General features: G+C 65.9%; 15 protein-coding genes. 1 reads left to right on the forward strand and 14 read right to left on the reverse strand.

The features are described from left to right. Positions 1-88 precede the first annotated feature (88 nt). The 5 genes from AC1DY5_RS16225 to AC1DY5_RS16245 form a co-directional block, all read right to left on the reverse strand. Positions 89-2,251, reverse strand: a complete 2,163-nt coding sequence (locus AC1DY5_RS16225; protein WP_478112948.1) for a phosphocholine-specific phospholipase C — start codon at positions 2,249-2,251, stop codon at positions 89-91. A 49-nt stretch (positions 2,252-2,300) separates the two neighbouring features. Next, positions 2,301-2,513, reverse strand: coding sequence for a hypothetical protein (locus AC1DY5_RS16230; protein WP_478112921.1), 213 nt, complete (start codon positions 2,511-2,513; stop codon positions 2,301-2,303). 78 nt (positions 2,514-2,591) lie between these two features. Beyond that, entirely contained in the window at positions 2,592-3,626 is a 1,035-nt protein-coding gene (phnE, locus tag AC1DY5_RS16235) for a phosphonate ABC transporter, permease protein PhnE (protein ID WP_478112923.1), read from the reverse strand. Beyond that, positions 3,626-4,456, reverse strand: a complete 831-nt coding sequence (gene phnC, locus AC1DY5_RS16240; RefSeq protein ID WP_478112925.1) for a phosphonate ABC transporter ATP-binding protein — start codon at positions 4,454-4,456, stop codon at positions 3,626-3,628. The genes phnE and phnC overlap by 1 nt, the downstream gene beginning before the upstream one ends. Beyond that, positions 4,453-5,385 carry a phosphate/phosphite/phosphonate ABC transporter substrate-binding protein gene (locus AC1DY5_RS16245; protein WP_478112927.1) on the reverse strand — a complete coding sequence of 311 codons (933 nt, stop codon included), beginning with the start codon at positions 5,383-5,385 and terminating at the stop codon, positions 4,453-4,455. The genes phnC and AC1DY5_RS16245 overlap by 4 nt, the downstream gene beginning before the upstream one ends. A gap of 188 nt (positions 5,386-5,573) precedes the next feature. On the opposite strand from AC1DY5_RS16245, the gene AC1DY5_RS16250 reads away from it, so the two are divergent. Beyond that, entirely contained in the window at positions 5,574-6,428 is an 855-nt protein-coding gene (locus tag AC1DY5_RS16250) for an HAD-IIA family hydrolase (RefSeq protein ID WP_478112929.1), read from the forward strand. On the opposite strand, the gene AC1DY5_RS16255 is transcribed toward AC1DY5_RS16250, so the two are convergent. From AC1DY5_RS16255 to AC1DY5_RS16295, 9 genes are all read right to left on the reverse strand, one after another. Further along, complete coding sequence (locus AC1DY5_RS16255) at positions 6,365-7,255, reverse strand: MurR/RpiR family transcriptional regulator (RefSeq protein WP_478112931.1); 891 nt, start codon at positions 7,253-7,255, stop codon at positions 6,365-6,367. The two genes, AC1DY5_RS16250 and AC1DY5_RS16255, sit on opposite strands and share 64 nt — an antisense overlap. 93 nt (positions 7,256-7,348) lie before the next feature. Continuing rightward, entirely contained in the window at positions 7,349-8,263 is a 915-nt protein-coding gene (locus AC1DY5_RS16260) for a LysR family transcriptional regulator (protein ID WP_478112932.1), read from the reverse strand. 9 nt (positions 8,264-8,272) lie between these two features. Then, positions 8,273-9,244: an ornithine cyclodeaminase family protein gene (locus AC1DY5_RS16265; protein ID WP_478112934.1), complete on the reverse strand. Its 972-nt coding sequence runs from the start codon at positions 9,242-9,244 to the stop codon at positions 8,273-8,275. A 20-nt stretch (positions 9,245-9,264) separates the two neighbouring features. Next, entirely contained in the window at positions 9,265-10,404 is a 1,140-nt protein-coding gene (locus AC1DY5_RS16270; RefSeq protein WP_478112936.1) for a DSD1 family PLP-dependent enzyme, read from the reverse strand. A 1-nt stretch (position 10,405) separates the two neighbouring features. After that, complete coding sequence (locus AC1DY5_RS16275; RefSeq protein ID WP_478112938.1) at positions 10,406-11,872, reverse strand: N-acyl-D-amino-acid deacylase family protein; 1,467 nt, start codon at positions 11,870-11,872, stop codon at positions 10,406-10,408. Positions 11,873-11,912: 40 nt separating this feature from the next. Beyond that, positions 11,913-13,028: a DSD1 family PLP-dependent enzyme gene (locus tag AC1DY5_RS16280; RefSeq protein WP_478112940.1), complete on the reverse strand. Its 1,116-nt coding sequence runs from the start codon at positions 13,026-13,028 to the stop codon at positions 11,913-11,915. Between the two features lie 35 nt (positions 13,029-13,063). Beyond that, entirely contained in the window at positions 13,064-14,035 is a 972-nt protein-coding gene (locus AC1DY5_RS16285) for a Bug family tripartite tricarboxylate transporter substrate binding protein (protein WP_478112942.1), read from the reverse strand. Positions 14,036-14,189: 154 nt separating this feature from the next. Continuing rightward, the gene (locus tag AC1DY5_RS16290; RefSeq protein ID WP_478112944.1) at positions 14,190-15,080 is read right to left on the reverse strand and encodes an MFS transporter; all 891 of its coding nucleotides are present in this window, start codon (positions 15,078-15,080) and stop codon (positions 14,190-14,192) included. Continuing rightward, positions 15,043-15,660: SDR family NAD(P)-dependent oxidoreductase (locus AC1DY5_RS16295; RefSeq protein WP_478112946.1), on the reverse strand; the 618-nt coding region annotated here is incomplete at its 5' end. The genes AC1DY5_RS16290 and AC1DY5_RS16295, both read right to left, overlap by 38 nt.

Here is a 15,660-nt window from a genome sequence, read left to right on the forward strand (position 1 = left end):
GCTCTGTTCGTTGACCCGATGACCCCGCTGACACGATGACCGATGACCGATGACCCGGTGCGACAAGGGCGCGGGGGCGCCCCTGGCTTCAGGCCTGCAGATGGAGCGCCATGGCGGGATCGCTGACACCCGGCTTGCCGGTTTCGACACGGCCGGCGAAGCGGCGCTCGAAGTTGTCCGACGTGACCGTGAAGTCGTACCAGTCGCCGCTCTTCTTCAGGTTCCAGTGTTCCGTTTCGGTCTCGCCGGCTTTCACCTTCATCGTCCAAGGCCCGTCGGAGAAGTAGGCGTTGGACGTCACCGTCACGTGGCCGGCTTGCTTGCCGCTGTTGCGCACCCTCAGATAGAGATGGCCGCTGTGGGTCTCGTACCCGATCTGGACTTCGGGCTGGAATGCCGCGGTGTCGTGGAACAGCGCATTGCCCTTGAAGCTGCGCACATAGCCGTTGGGCCCATAGACCCAGAGCTCGTACTTGCCGCTGTCGGAGAGGCCCGTGTTCCAAGTGTCGATCAGCGTCTTGCCGGCCTCCACGGTGTAGCGGCGAGGAATGCGGTCCAGGTGCAGCTTGTCGTAGACGTGGAAGACCGCGCCTTGCATTCCGCTGTTGGCGAACACCAGCGACAGCATGCCGCGCCCCTCTACTCGCGCGCTGGTGTGCAGTTCGTAGGGGAGTGCACGCGAGAAGCGCACGCCGGTCTCCTGGAACAGCGGCGCCGGCGTCGCCGGCGGCAAGGCGGCGGGAAGCAGCTTCTGCGCGGCGTCGGAGGCCGCGTAGCCGCTCACGTCGGGGAGTTTCGGGAACGTCGGGTCGTTCGGGCGGGCGAAGTCGAAGGCGGACGTGAGGTCGCCGGAGACGGCACGGTGCCACGGGCTGATGGTGGTCATCGTGATGCCGAAGCGCTTCTCGAGGAACATGCCCACCGAGGTGTGGTCGAAGACCTGCGAGTTGACCCAGCCGCCCTTGCTCCACGGCGAGACCACGTACATCGGCACGCGCGCGCTCATGCCCCAGGGACGGGTCGTTCCGCTGATCGTGTCCTCAGGCTTGAGGTACTTGCGCGCGGGATCGTAGAAGTACTCGCCGTCCAGGGGCAGCGTGGCCTTGCCGGCCAGCGTTCCRTCGGCGTTGTACGAGGGCACGGCCGGCGCCGGCACGTGGTCGAAGAAACCGTCGTTCTCGTCGAAGGTGACGAACATCGCCGTCTTCGCCCAGACGGCGGGATTCGAGGTCAGCGCATCCAGCACCTGCGAGGTGAAGTTGGCGCCATGCGTGGGGCTCGACGGGCCGCCCGGGTGTTCGGAGTTCTGCTGCGTCGGCAGGATCCAGCACACCTGCGGCAGCGTGTCGGTCATCACCTGCTGCTTGAGGTCGGCGATGCTCCAGTTCGTCATGCCGTTCTCGTAGATCGGCGTGCCGGGCATGGCGTTGCGGAAGCTCGCGAAGGCGTTGCAGCCGTTCATCGCGCCGGTCCAGTTGTTGTTCATGTCCTGGAAGATGCGCCACGTGACGCCGGCGCGCTGCAGCACGTCGGGGATGGTGTCCCAGGTGAACGCGTTGTCCGCGTACTGGTAGCCCGAGGGCCAGGCGCCCGGCACCCAGGTACCCTTGATCCAGCAGCGGTCGTTGTTCGGTTCGCTCTGGTCGTCCTGGCAGTTGATGCCCTGGCGCCCGAGCTCCGGATTGAAGTTGCTGCCAGACCAGAACACGATGCGGTTCGGGTCGGTGCCGGTGGTGATGGAGCAGTGGTAGTCGTCGCAGATCGTGAAGGCCTCGGCCAGCGCGAACTGGAACGGGATGTCGGCGCGCCGGTAGTGACCCATCGAGTACTGGTTCTTGTACTTGGGCCAGTAGCCCATCTTGCCCTGGTTCCAGGCGGCCTGCGAGTCGGAGAACGAGTGCGGCGTGCCCGGCGCGAGCAGCGCATTGCTGGTCGCGCTGTCGCGGTGGTAGGGCGGAATCTCGCGGTTGCCGTCGGACTGGAACCAGACCGGCTTTCCGCTTTCCAGCGGGATCGGGAAGCGATCGCCGAAGCCGCGCACGCCCTTCATCGTGCCGAAGTAGTGGTCGAAGGCGCGGTTCTCCTGCATCAGGATGACGACGTGCTGCACGTCCTTGATGGTGCCGGTCTCGACGTGCGCTTCGACCGCCAGTGCGCGGCGGATGGAGGGCGGCAGCATGGTGAGGGCGGTCGCGGCGCCTACGGAGCCGGCGGTCTTGCGAAGGAAGTCGCGTCGTTGGGAATTGTTCATGGTCATGGTGGCAACTCGAAAAAAAGTGAAGGACAAGGAGGGGGAAAGGTCAGGGGGCCCAGCTCGGAGATGGCGAGGAGGCGTTGTTCGCCGTCGAGCCATCGGCCGCTGAGGCATCGGGCTTCTGGGCGGCCGGCGCCGGGTTGCTGCCCGCCGTCGCGCCCGATGCGCCGGCATCGGTGCCACTGCCACCTCCGCACGCGGCGAGGCTCAGCAGAAGAGCGGCGGCGCAGAGGCCACGGATGAAGAAGACTGGTTTCATTGCGGATTTCCTTGGTTGAGAGATGTCCAGGGGAACGGGGGAGGGGTGGTGCAGAAGTCCGGGGCGGTCGATCCCGCCTCAGGCGAAGCGGCGGCGCAGGCGCGCTGCGATCTGGTCGAGCAGGAAGACAGTCAGGAAGATCGCGACCAGGATCGTTCCGACGTGCGAATAGTTGTACATGTCGTAGCGGCCCTTGAGCTCCTGGCCGATGCCGCCGGCGCCCACCAGGCCGACCACGGTGGCCATGCGCACGTTGCGGTCCAGGACATACAGCGTGTAGCCGATGAACTGCGGCATCAGCTGCGGCAGCACCGCGAAGCGCATCACCTTGAGCTTGCCGGCGCCGATCGCGCGCAGCGCCTCCTGCGGCTTGTCGTCGGCGGTCTCGACGTCCTCTGCGTAGAACTTGCCGAGAAAGCCGGCCGAGTGCAGCGCAAGCGCGAGCACACCGGCGATCGGCCCGAAGCCGTACGCCAGCACCAGGAAGAGCGCGGTGACCAACTCGGGCACGGCACGCATCATGCTCACCAGGCCGCGCGCGAGCCCATAGCTGAGCCGGTTCGGCGTGTAGTTGCGCGCACTGAACCATGCCAGCGGGAGGCTGAAGAGCACCGCCAGCAGCGTCGCCCACAGCGCGATCTCCAGCGTCTCGAGCATCTTGCTCGACACGTGCCACAAGTAGCCCAGCGGTTCGACGAGAACCGCGCGGCGCTCGACGGTTTCCTCCATTTGCAGCGTCCCCGGGTTGAGGCGCTGCGTGCGGATCCCCTGATCCTCCACATGGGCCAGCCACGGCAGATGATGGCGATCGAAGTTGTCGATGCGCGCCACCTCCGTGCGCTCGGAAAGCTGCAGCGGAAAGAGCGAGTGCGCGATCTGCGCCATGCCGGCCGATACCTGTGAGTTGTCGCGCAGGCCCACTGCGGCAAGCACGCCTTCGCCAGTGAGCGCGAGCATGCGGTGCATCTCTACGCGCTGGCCTGTCACGAAGCACAGAAGCAGTGCCAGCACGACGGCGATCACCGTGCGCGTTCCGAAGGGGCGTTCGATCTCCCATGCGGATGCGGGTCGCCGCGCCGCGCCGGCGATGGTCGGGCTCAGGGTGTGTTCCATCAGGCGGCTTTCAGCGCCGGCTGGGCGTGTGGTTCAGGGAATGCGGCCACCGGGCGCATGGCGCCGCTGCCGTAGATCTCGCGCGAAGCCGCCACGTCGAGGGCATCCGGTGGGCCATCGAAGATCACGCAACCGTCGCGCAGCGCGACGATGCGGTCGGCGAAGGCGCGCGCCAGGTCCACCTGGTGAAGGCTGCACAGCACGGTGGTGCCGCGCTCGCGCGCCTGTCGCCTGAGCAGCGCCAGCACTTCCACGCTGGCCTGCGGGTCGAGGCTCGCCACGGGTTCGTCGGCCAGCACCAGCGGCGGATCGAGCATGAAGGCGCGCGCGATGCCGACGCGCTGCTGCTGTCCACCCGAAAGCTCGCTGGCACGGCGGCTCAGGTGCTGCTCCTGCAGCCCGACCGCGTCCACCAGTTCGCAGGCCTTGCGTCTGGCGGATCGCGGAAAGAGGCCCAGCATCGCACGCCACCCCGGCAGCGCCGGCAGAGTGCCGCTGAGCACGTTGACGGCCACCGTGGATCGCAGCGCCAGATTGAACTGCTGGTGGATCATCCCGATGCGCGGTCGGATCGTCGCCAGCGACCGCGCCTCGACGTGAACACCGTCGACCTGCAGCGTGCCGCTGGTCGGCTTCGCCAGCCCGTTGGCCATGCGCAGCAGCGTCGACTTGCCGGCCCCCGAAGCGCCGAGCACCACACAGAACTCGCCGTGCGGGATGTTCAGCGACACGCTTTTCAGCGCCTCGGTGCCGTCCGCATACCTCATTCCGACGGCGTCGAGGCGCAGCATGGGCGGACGGACTGTCTCGTGCGGTTCGGAGGTATTCAACGCTCGGCCGCCTTCTTGAGGATCTGGCCCTTGAGCTCGTCGGTGAGCAAGGCCAGCTTCTCGGCCGCGACGTTGAACTCGTCCTCGGAGAACTTCGTGTCGAAGGCGTCGATCTTCTTGCCGCCGTAGCCGCGGATCATGTCGGGCGTCACGCCAGGCGCCTTGTGAACGGTGGAGAAGGCCGTCTTGAGCTGTGTCTTGAGCGCTTCGGGCAGCTTGGCGTTGAGCGCGAGCGGCGGGTAGGGAGTGGCCATGCTCTTGGCAACCACCTTGACCTGCTTCGGATTGACGGCGCCTTGTTCAACCGCCTTCTCGTAGGAGTCGAAGGAGAGCGAGGCGACGTCGACCTGGCCCTGCGTGAGCGCGGCCAGGCTGTTGGCATGGCTGCCTGTCATGCGAATAGCCGAGAGATCGCGTATCGGATCGAGGCCCGCATCCATCAGCATGGCGACCTGAAAGGTAAAGCTCGATGCCGAGTTGACGTCACCGAAAGCCATGCGTTTGCCCTTCACGTCCTTGACCGAAGCGATCGGCGCATCGGCCTTGGCGAACATGCCGGCGTAGTAGACGGACTCGCCCTTTTCCACGCCCACGGCGAGCAGCTGCGCGCAGCCGCGCTTGTGCGCCTGCACGTAGGAGACGGGTCCGAAGAATGCGATCTCGGCAAGTTGATGGCACATGCCTTCGACGACGGCACCGTACGACTGGCCGACCTTCAGATCGAACTGCAGACCCGTGGTGCGCGTGATCGCGTTGAAGACGGGCGCGTAGTCGGCCTTGGTTCCCGATTCAGTGCCGCCGTCGGCCGGGATCAAGAGGACGCGCAGCGGGTGCTCCCGGGTGCCGTCGGCCAACTCCTGGGCGGCGGCCGGGTTCAAGGCAGCCGCCGCCAGCGTGAGCGTGGCGACGAGTGTCAGATGCTTCTTCATGGGTGTTCCTCGAAATCGTTGCGGTGGTGCTGCCGGCGTGTGGACCGGTCGACCCCGACGAGCTTAGGAAACACAGATGACAGGACAATGAATATTTCTCAGTACACGATAAAAAACAACTGAGCACTATTCAATACAATGCCTAGCCATCGCACCGGGTGGCCGGCGTGAGCGCAACCCACAGCACCATGAGCATTCAAAGCACGTCCAACGGCAACGGCCCTGTCTCAGCCGCAGGCGCCTCCCTCGCGCGGGCCCGCCACCTCATCGTCGATCTCGACGGCACGCTGATCCGCGAAGACGAGGTGCTCGACGGTGCCGCGGACCTGCTGGCGAGGTTTCGCGACCGCTACGTCATCGTCTCGAACAACTCCACGCACACGGCACGCGGCTTGGCCCGGCGGCTCGCCCGTATGGGGCTGAGGGTCGAGCCCGAGCACATCGTGCTGGCCGGCGAGCTGACCATCGACCACATCCGCCGCGAACATCCGCATGCGCGCGTGCTGCTGGCGGCCAGTCCCGCGTTGCAGCGCCATGCGCTCTCGATCGGATGCGAGCTGGTGAAGGCGGATGCGGACTTCGTGGTTCTCGCGCTGGATCCGGGCTTCAATCGCACGCGGCTCGGCACCATGGCCAATCAACTGCGGCGCGGCGCACGGCTGCTGGTGACCAACAGCGACGACAGCCATCCGGGCCCTGGCGGCACCGTGGTGCCCGAGACGGGGGCGCTGATGGCGGCCCTGGTGTCCGCGAGCGGCGTGCAGCCCTGGCGCATCATCGGCAAGCCCGGGCCGCTGCTGCTGGAGGAGGGCCTGCGCCGGCTGGGCGCGGAGGCGGCCAGCACGGTCGTGATTGGCGACAACCCCTCGACCGACGCGCTTGGCGCGGCGCAGCTGGGCATGCGCTGCGTGCTCGTGGGACGTGCGCCTCAAGCCGAGGCGAAAACGCTGGCCGCGCTGCTGCGATCGGGCGCGCCGCCTCAGTATCGCTTGAGCGAGAGCACGTCGAATGTCTTCCGGAGCGTCTTGACCGATCTCTCGTAGTCGCTGAGCGCGAGGCAGGCGATCAGCACGTCGATGATGGCGAGTTGCGCCAGCCGACTCGTCATCGCCTCGGTGCGAAAACTCGTCTCGCGCGCCATCGTAAACAGCAACACGTCGGAGTAGGCCTGGATCGGCGACTTCCCGAAATTCGTGATGCAGATGGTGGACGCGCCCGCCTCTTTCGCGAGCCGCGTGGCCGTCACTGTCTCGTGCGTGCTGCCCGAGTGCGAGATCGTGAGCGTGGTCACGTCGGGGCCGGTGAGAGAGGCGCTGATGGCCTGCACGTGCGAGTCGACCGCCACCTTGACGTCCAGCCCGATGCGAAGCATGCGGTAGTGAGCGTCCTCGGCGATGGAGGCAGCGCTTCCGATGCCATAGATCTCGATGCGACGTGCCTTCTTTAGCAGACGCACGGCCTTTTGCATCGCGCTGACGTCCAGTGCGGATTGCGTGTCGTGCAGGGTCTGAATGTTGCTCTGGAAGATCTTGCGGATGGCGAGGTCGACGTTGTCGCTCGGCTCCAGGTCTTCGTGGATGAACTGCACCGGCCGCACGATTTCCTGTGCCAGCGCGATCTTGATCTGCTGGAAACCGGTGGYGCCAAGATTCTTGCAGAAGCCGACGATGCTGCCCTCGCTCGAACCCGTGCGTTCCGCCACCTCGCTCACGGACATGTGCACCACTTCCTGCGGATTCCTGACGATGAAGTCGGCAATGCGCTGGCCCACCGGGCCGAGCGAAGGCCACACCGTTTCGATTCGCGCCAGCACCGCTGAGACCTGAGGGCCCGGCGCCACGTCTGCGCGTGCCGAACGTGCGCCGCTCATGCGGGGCTTCTTTTTGCTGCTCTGCTGTTTCATGGGCGCCAAGCTTACTTGGCCGCACGCCAGCCGGAGCTACCATCCGACCGCGAGGCTGACTCAATTCCGCGGCCGCCACGGCGGCGTGGGCCTGAAGCGCTCTTGCAGGAACGACAGGAACAGCTTCACCCTGGCGGACATACCGAGGCGTTGAGCCACCAGCGCCACCACATCCGCGGGCGGCAGGCTCCAGTCCTCCAGAACGCGCACCAGCCGGCCCGACGCCAGGCTTTCGGCAACGTCCCACTCCGAGCGCATGATCAAGCCCTTGCCTGCGAGCGCCCACTGCCGCGTCACGTCGCCATCGTTGCTGCTCAGGGGCGCCGCTACCCGCACCGCCACCTCGCCGCGCTTCTTCCTGAAGTGCCACAGCGTCACGTCTTCCTGGTTCTCGCGCAGCACGATGCAGTCGTGCGCGGCCAGTTCCTGGGGTGTGCACGGCGCAGGGCGGCGCGCGAGGTAATCGGGCGAGGCGCAGACAAAGCGCGCATTGGGTGCGATGGGATAAGCGACCATGCTCGAGTTTGCGAGGTTGCCGATGTGCACGATCAGGTCGTAGCGATTCGCGTCCGCCGCCGACACCACGTCACTGAGCGTCAGCGACACTTTCAGCCTGGGGTGCAGCGTATGAAAGTCGGCGATGGCTGCGGCCAGATGATGCCGGCCGAAGCCCAAGGGGCCGCATACGTTCAGCATCCCCGCGACCTCACCCGAGCGAGCGCGCAGGTTGTCGATCAACCCGTCCAGCTCGGCGAGCAGATTCACGGCCCCCGCATGAAAGAGCTCGCCCTCGTCGGTGAGGCTGAAGCGACGCGTGCTGCGATGGACCAGGTGCAGCCCCAAGCGGCTTTCCAGTTGCTGCAGCCGCTGCGACACGGACGARGCCGTCACATCCATGCGCCRCGCGGCCTCGGCGAGGGAGCCGCTTTCGGTGATGGCGACGAAGAAGCGCAGATYGGTAATGTCGTGCGACATCACGTCATCCTAATAGGCTACGCGGCTGCCGAGTCCCTGCTTCATGGCCGTGCGCACGGCGAGGTCGGCCACGGCCAGGTCCTGCAGCGCCACGCCCGTCCCGTCGAAGAGCGTGATCTCGTCTGCCGTGCGGCGGCCGGCGCACAAGCCTTCGATGACCGCGCCGATGCTCCCGCGAAAGCTGCGGTCCGTGATCAGGCCGGCGTCGTAGGCATGCTGGCATTCGCCGATGCGGATGGCCTGTGCGAGCTCGTCGACGAACAGCGTGGCCGACGCCACCAGAGCCGGGTCCAGTTCCTGCTTTCCTCGGGTGTCGGCGCCCATCGCATTGATGTGGGTGCCGGGGCGTACCCAGGACCTCTCGACCAGAGGCTTCTGCGAAGGCGTCACGGTGATCAGGATGTCGGCGTGGGCGGCCACGGCCCGGGCATTGCCTTCCGCGACGAATTCCAGGCCGAGTTGTTCCACGAAACGGCCGAAGGCAATCAGGTTTTCGTTCGAGCGATTCCACGCGTGGACCTTGCGGATGGCACGCACGGCCAGCGTCGCGCGCAGTTGGTATTGCGACTGCACGCCCGCGCCGATCATGCCGAGCACGGTGCTGTCGGGCCGCGACAGGTGCCTTGTCGCAATCGCGCTGGCCGCGCCGGTGCGCACGGCGGTCAGGTAGTTCGCGCTGACGAGGGCCGACGCGCGCCCCGTATCCGGATCGAAGAGCAAGGTCGAAGACTGATGGTTGCCCAGATCCTTGCCGATGTTGTGCGGCCAATAGCCGCCGGCCTTGAGGCCGAGGATGGGTGCACTGGCGTCGGAGCCGGCCTTGACGCCGAAGACGGCGTCCTGGTAGCCCACGCCCTCGCGCACCACCGGGTAGTTGCGCGCCTCCTGGCATGCCATGGCGGCGAAGCATCCCTCGACCGCTGCGATCGCGTCTTCGACGCTCACCAGGGCGCGGGCTTCCTGTTCCGAAATGATCAGCATCGCGTCCTCAGGTTTGCGCTTCACCAGCCGCTGAAGCGCGGCCAGGTCGCGGAGATCTCGTGGCCTGCGCCGAGCACCTTGTAGTGGTCGTACTGCGCAGCGGTGGGGCAGGCGTGATTGGGGACGATCCGGACCTGCGCGCCGATCGGCAGATGCAGTGCTCCTTCGATCTTGCCGGACCGGTGCGCCATGATGCCGTGCTCCTGGTTGGCGTCCACGAGGATGAGATCGTCCAGCGGCTGCCCGTCGAGGTCGCAGACGAGCCCATAGCCCTGGTCCACCGGCTGTCTGGCGGTGCCGCGGTCGCGCGACATCGCCATCCATCCGGCGTCGAGAATGGTCCAGCCCTTTTCGTGCTGATGGCCGATCACCGTGGCCAGCACCGATAGGGCGATGTCGTCCACGCGGCAGACGTTCAGGCCGGCCATCACGAGATCGAAGAACACGAACACGCCGGCTCGCACCTCCGTGACGCCTTCCAGCTGCTCCGCGAAGAGGGCGGTTGGCGTCGAGCCGACACTGACCACGGGGCATGCGAATCCCGCTGCGCGTAGGCGCTGCGCGGCATGGACGGCCGCCGCGCGTTCCTGTTCGGCCATCGCACGGATGGCATCGGCGGATCTGCAGTCGTAGGAGCTCCCGGCGTGCGTGAGGATGCCCTGCACCAGAATGCCGGCGCCTTCGAGGACTTGCGCGATCGCCAGGAGATCGTCAGCATCGGGATTCACGCCCGACCGGTGGCCGTCCGAGTCGATCTCGATGAGCACGTCGAAATGCTGCCCCGTCGCCTTCGCGCGCTCAGCCAGCATCCGTGCGGCCTCGATGCTGTCGAGGATCAGCGTGAGCCGAACATCCTTGTCCTGCAGAGCCATCACGTGGTCGAGCTTGTTCGGCGCAATGCAGACGGCGTAGAGGATGTCGGTGACGCCGTGCGCTGCAAAGTATTCGGCCTCGCGCAGCGTGGACACCGTGATCGGGCCTTGCGGCGATTCCATGATCCGGCGCGTCACGTCCATCGACTTGTTGGTCTTCACGTGCGGGCGGAAAGAGACGCCGAGGCGGCGCATCTGGCTGCGCATGCGCTCGATGTTGCGGTCCATGCGCGCCTCGTCGAGCAGCAGCGCGGGCGTTTCCAGGTGTTCAAGAAGCTGTTTCGTCATCTCAGTTCGTTGCCTCGCTGGTCTCGCGCGCCAGGACGCGCCCTGGCCGCGCGCCGGTTGGGCGGCCGCCTTGCCAGACCATCGCGCCGTTGACGATCACCGCTTCGATGCCGCGCGCCGGCGCAATGGGAGTCTCGTAGGTGGCCGCTTCGTCCACCGTGTCGGCATCGAACAGGGTCAGGTCGGCGAAGGCGCCTTCCTTCAGCACGCCGCGGTCCTTGAGGCCGAAGTTCTTCGCCGTGAGTCCGGTCATCTTGTAGATGGCCGTCTCCAGCGGGAACAGCCCGAGCAGGCGGCCGTAGTGGCCCAGCACGCGCGGGAAGCTGCCCCACAGGCGCGGATGCGGCGAGGCGTCATGAGGCAGGCCGTCGGAGCCGATCATGGTCTTGTCGAACTTCAGGATTCGCTGCACGTCGTTCTCGTCCAGCCGGAAGTAGATGCCGCCGGCGGGACTGAGGCGGCGGATCGCTTCTTCCTCGCTGACGCCCAGTTCCCTAGCGATGACGTCGAGGTCCTTGCCTGCATGTTCGGGCATGGGCTTCGACCAACTCACGATCACGCGTGACGAAGTTGCCGCGCGGTCGGCCGACAGGATGGTGGAGCCGGCCGTGTAGGGGTAGCAGTCCAGACAGATCGGCTGCTTGGCCATGTTCTTCTCGATGAAGGACAGTGCTTCCTCCGAGCGTCCGTGGTTCGCCGGCCCGACCACCTTCATGTGCGAGATCACCACCTGCACGCCGACCTCGCGGCCGACGCGGAAGGTCTCCTCCAGCGAGTCGATCACCTGTTCCGCTTCGTTGCGCATGTGGGTGCAATACACGCCGCCGAAGGCCTTGAGCGGGCGGCAGGTCTCGATCACCTCTTCGCAAGGCGCCGCGACCGAGGGCTCGTAGAAGAGGCCGGTGGACACGCCGATGGCGCCGGCTTCGAGCGCTTCCTGCACCAGCGCGCGCATGCTGGCGATCTGGTCCTCGGTGGCCGGCAGTCCCAGGTCGTCCAGCGTCGCGACGCGCAAGGTGGTGTGGCCCACGAGCAGCGCGCAGTTGGTCGCCGCGGGCTTGGCGCGCAGCTCCTCGATGTACGATGCGAACGTGGGGAAGGAGAACCAGCCGCCTTCCTCGTCGAGCAGGTTCAATGGCGGCGTGACCGGTAGCGTGATCCCGCCCGGCATTGGCGCCAGAGAAATGCCGCAGTTGCCCGCGATCACGGTGGTGATGCCCTGGCTGACTTTGGGCGCCATGTCAGGGTTGGAGAGCATGAGGCGGTCGTCGTGCGTGTGCGCATCGATGAAGCCGGGTGCCGCGATGCGGCCACCCTGGTCGATCTCCACGTCGCCGTGCATGGCCGAGAGATCGCCGATGCGCGCGATGCGGTCGCCGCGAATGCCGATGTCGCCTGTGAAGCGGGGCGCGCCGGTGCCGTCGACGATGGTGGCATTGCGGATCAGGAGGTTGAAATCTTTCTGCATCAGGCGTCTCGGGTTGGAGTTGTTCGTGGCTACGGTGCGGTCACAGCAGTGCGCCGCGCGCGGCGATCGGCCAGAGGGCCTCGACCCGCCCGCCGCGTACGCAGACCAGGTCGTCATAGAGATTGACGGTCGGGTCGCAATGGCCGGGCACCAGCATCAGCTGGTCGCCGAGCGACAGCGCGGCGGCATCGGCGGTGACCAGTACGCCATGCTCGTCGGAGGCCTTTACATAGCGCAGGTCGCTGCGCTGCCACACGGTGGGCATGCCCGAGTCCACGCTGGACGCCTTCAGGCCGGCGTCGACAACTGCGCGCTCGGGCGTGGCGCGGCTCATGACGGTGGTGCGCACGAACAGGGCATGTTCGAACGCGATGTCGTGCTCGCCACGCTGGTTGTCGCCATAGTCGCGATCCATGAAGACATAGGAGCCGGCCTGGATTTCGTTGAAGACGCCGGAGTCGCGCTCGTGCAGGAAGCTGCCTGTGCCTGCACCCGTCACACGCTCGACGGCGATGCCGCAGGCCTCGATGGCCATGCAGGTCTTGCGCGCGGCCTCCGCTGCGCTGGCAATGGCCGCTGCGCGCTCCTGCGGCGCGCGCATGTGCTGGGCCGGGCCGTGGTAGCAGTGCAGGCCCATGAAACGCAGCGGCGTGCTGGCGACGATCTGCCGCGCCAGCCGCACCGCTTCCTCGCCAGGGGCAACGCCGCAGCGGTCGGCGCCGACATTGACCTCGACATAGACATCCAGCGTCACCGCATGCGCTTGCGCTGCCGCGGCCAGCGCCTGCACCTGTTGCGGATGGTCGACCAGCACGCCCATGCGCGCCCTGCGCGCCAGCGCTGCGAGGTGCTTCAGCTTGGTGTCCCCCATCACCTGGTTGGTGACCAGAATGTCCTCGATGCCGGCCTCCACGAACGCCACCGCCTCACTGGACTTCTGGCAGCAGATGCCGACGGCACCCAGCGCCACCTGGCGCAGCGCAATCTCCGGGGTCTTGTGGCACTTGGCATGGGCGCGCAAGCGCACGTTGCTGCCGCGCAGCGCGTCGGCCATGCGCGCCACGTTGCGCTCGAATGCATCGAGATCGAGCACCAGCGCGGGCGTGTCGATGGCGCTGAGGGGGTCGCCGGGCCTTGCGGCTTTCCAGGGGGTCATGGTGAATAGGATTCGTTGGGTGGTCGGCCTGGTCATCAATCGATCTTCGCGCCCGATTCCTTGATGATCTTTGCCCACTTGGCGGTCTCGCGGCGCGAGAGCTCGAGGAACTGTTCCGGCGAGCTGGGATCGGGCTCGGCCCCGAGCACCTGGAAGCGCTCGCGCACCACCGGGCTGGCCAGCGCGGTGCGGATCTCGGCATTGAGGCGGGTCACGACTTCCTTGGGCAGATGAGCCGGCCCCACGATGCCGCCCCAGGCCGTCACCTCGAAGCCCGGCACGCCGGCTTCGGCAATGGTGGGGATGTCCGGGTAGGTGGACGAGCGCTTGCTCGACGAAATTCCCAGTGCGCGCACGCGGCCGGTCTGCACCTGCGGCCCGGACACCGGCGTGTTGATCATCATCAACTGGACGCCGCCGCCGATCAGGTCGGTCATGGCCGCGCCTGCGCCTTTGTAAGGCACGTGCAGCATGTCGGTGCCGGTCATGGACTTGAAGAGCTCCACCCCCAGATGGGCGGTGGTGCCGTTGCCGTCCGAGGCGAAGGCCAGCTTGCCTGGGTTCTTCTTCGCATAGGCGATCAGATCTGGCACGCTCTTGACCGGCAGGTCGTTGTTGACGACCATCAGATTCGACAGGCGCAGCGCGTTCGCGATCAGCGTCAGGTCCTTCTCGACGTCGTACGGCACTTTGGGCAGCAGCGACCGGTTGGTGGCCAGCGAGACAACGTTGCCGTAGGCCAGCGTGTAGCCGTCGGGCGCAGAGTGGACCAGGTCCATGGTGCCGATCGTGTACGAACCGCCGGGCTTGTTGTCGATCACAATGGGCACGCCCATCTGCTGCGACAACTGCGTCCCCAGCGCACGCATCAGCGCATCGGGTGCTCCGCCCGCCGCCGACGGCACGATCAGGCGGATCGGCTTGTCGGGATAGGCTGCCAGGATCGGCGTCGAAAGTGCCGCCAGCGCGGCGAGGACAAGGGAGGAAGACAGGAGACGCAGTCGCATGGCAGAGACCTCGGCAATGTGGAAATCGACGGGCCGGAAAGCACGGCCTGAAGCGAAGTCTAGGTTCAGCGATTCAGAAAATAAACTACCTGAAACTACATCCATATTTCATTTTTTCTTACGATTGGTGTCGCGCGCTGCAGGCTGGCTGCGCTCAACTCCAGCATTGGCCGACCTGCGTCGGGCACGTCCAGATCATGCCCGTCCCCATGAGCAACAGCAGGCGTGCGGTCAAGGTCCAATAGGACCCCTTTGAACCCGCCGGGTGCGCAAAAGTCTGCAGCAACCCGACCGCGGTTCGTGAGATTCGCGATCCGGCGGCATTCGTCTGCTCGCGCTCGAGCAAGGCCAACAGCAGGGCGGCGGTCGCAAAAGGAATCCCCGCGAGCAGCACCAGGCCGCAGTCAGGCTTGCCGATGAAAGCCGATCCGCCGACCATGCCCAGCGAAGTACCAAGCAGTTGGCCCACGCCGATGGCCGCACTGGCCGGACCGAGGCGAGTGGCGGGAATTCGGTAATGGGCTGCTGCGGTCGTCATGGCCAGAAGTGTGCTCAGGCCCATCTGAGTCGTGCACGCCCAGAGCAACAAGGTAGGCAAGGTGGTCGCCGAGGCCAGCATGACCATCGCGATCGCGCTGAGCAAGCTGCCTCCGACAGCCCAGGACGTGTGGTTCCCCCAGACGCTGCGGCGTGCTTCGGAGACGCTTCGCAACTTCACCAACGCGAACTCCGCAACAGCCGCGGCCATCGCGACGAGTGCAAATGCCATGACCTTGTCGTCGGCGGCGATGATGCCTATCTTGGCCGGAATCAGGATGGCCGCCGCTGCCGACGGCGGAATGGCCGTGACCATCGACAGTGACGCCGAGCCCAGGAAGAGCTTCAGTCGACAGTCGGCTTTGGCCGCGTGCTGAATGCCCGGTTCAGGGAGTTGGATTCGGGTTCGGGGCGTCGAGCCGGTTCGAGGGTTCATGAGCGATGAAGACATGCATTGAATTCCGAACGTCTCAATGAAGGCCCATGTTCTTGGTTGCCCTTCCGGCAATTCTTGTCACGAAGGATCGAGGAAGAAATCTCGGCAACAGCGTGCCAAGACGCACTCCGATGCGCGTGGGATAAACAACGTTCTTGCCCTGATCGAACGCATCAAGCGTCTTTCGAACCACCGACTCCGAACTGTCCATGTCCTTCGCGGACATATTGGTTGTGGTTCCGGCAAAGAAATTGGTCGCTGTCGGTCCGGGACACGCGGCCATGACGTGAACACCGTCGCCGGCCAACTCGTAGCTCAGCGCCTCGCTGAAATGGAGAACGAAGGCCTTCGTCGCGGCGTAGGTCGCCATCGACGGGAGAGGCTGAAAGCTGGCGTTCGAAGCGATATTGATGATGCCGCCATTTCCACGACTTTGCATCCCTCTGCCGAAGAGGTAGGTGAGGGAAACGAGCGCCTGTACATTGACCTGGATTTCGGCTCGTTCCTGCTCCAGTTCGTGCGACAGGAAATTGCCGCTCAGTCCCAGGCCGGCGTTGTTGACCAGCAAGTCCACTTGAATGCCGCGGCGTTCAAGTTCGGCGGCAATCCGATTCGTGACATCTAGATCGGCGAGGTCGGCATTGAGTGGAAC

The sequence above is a fragment of the Variovorax sp. P4_D9 genome, assembly GCF_056401695.1.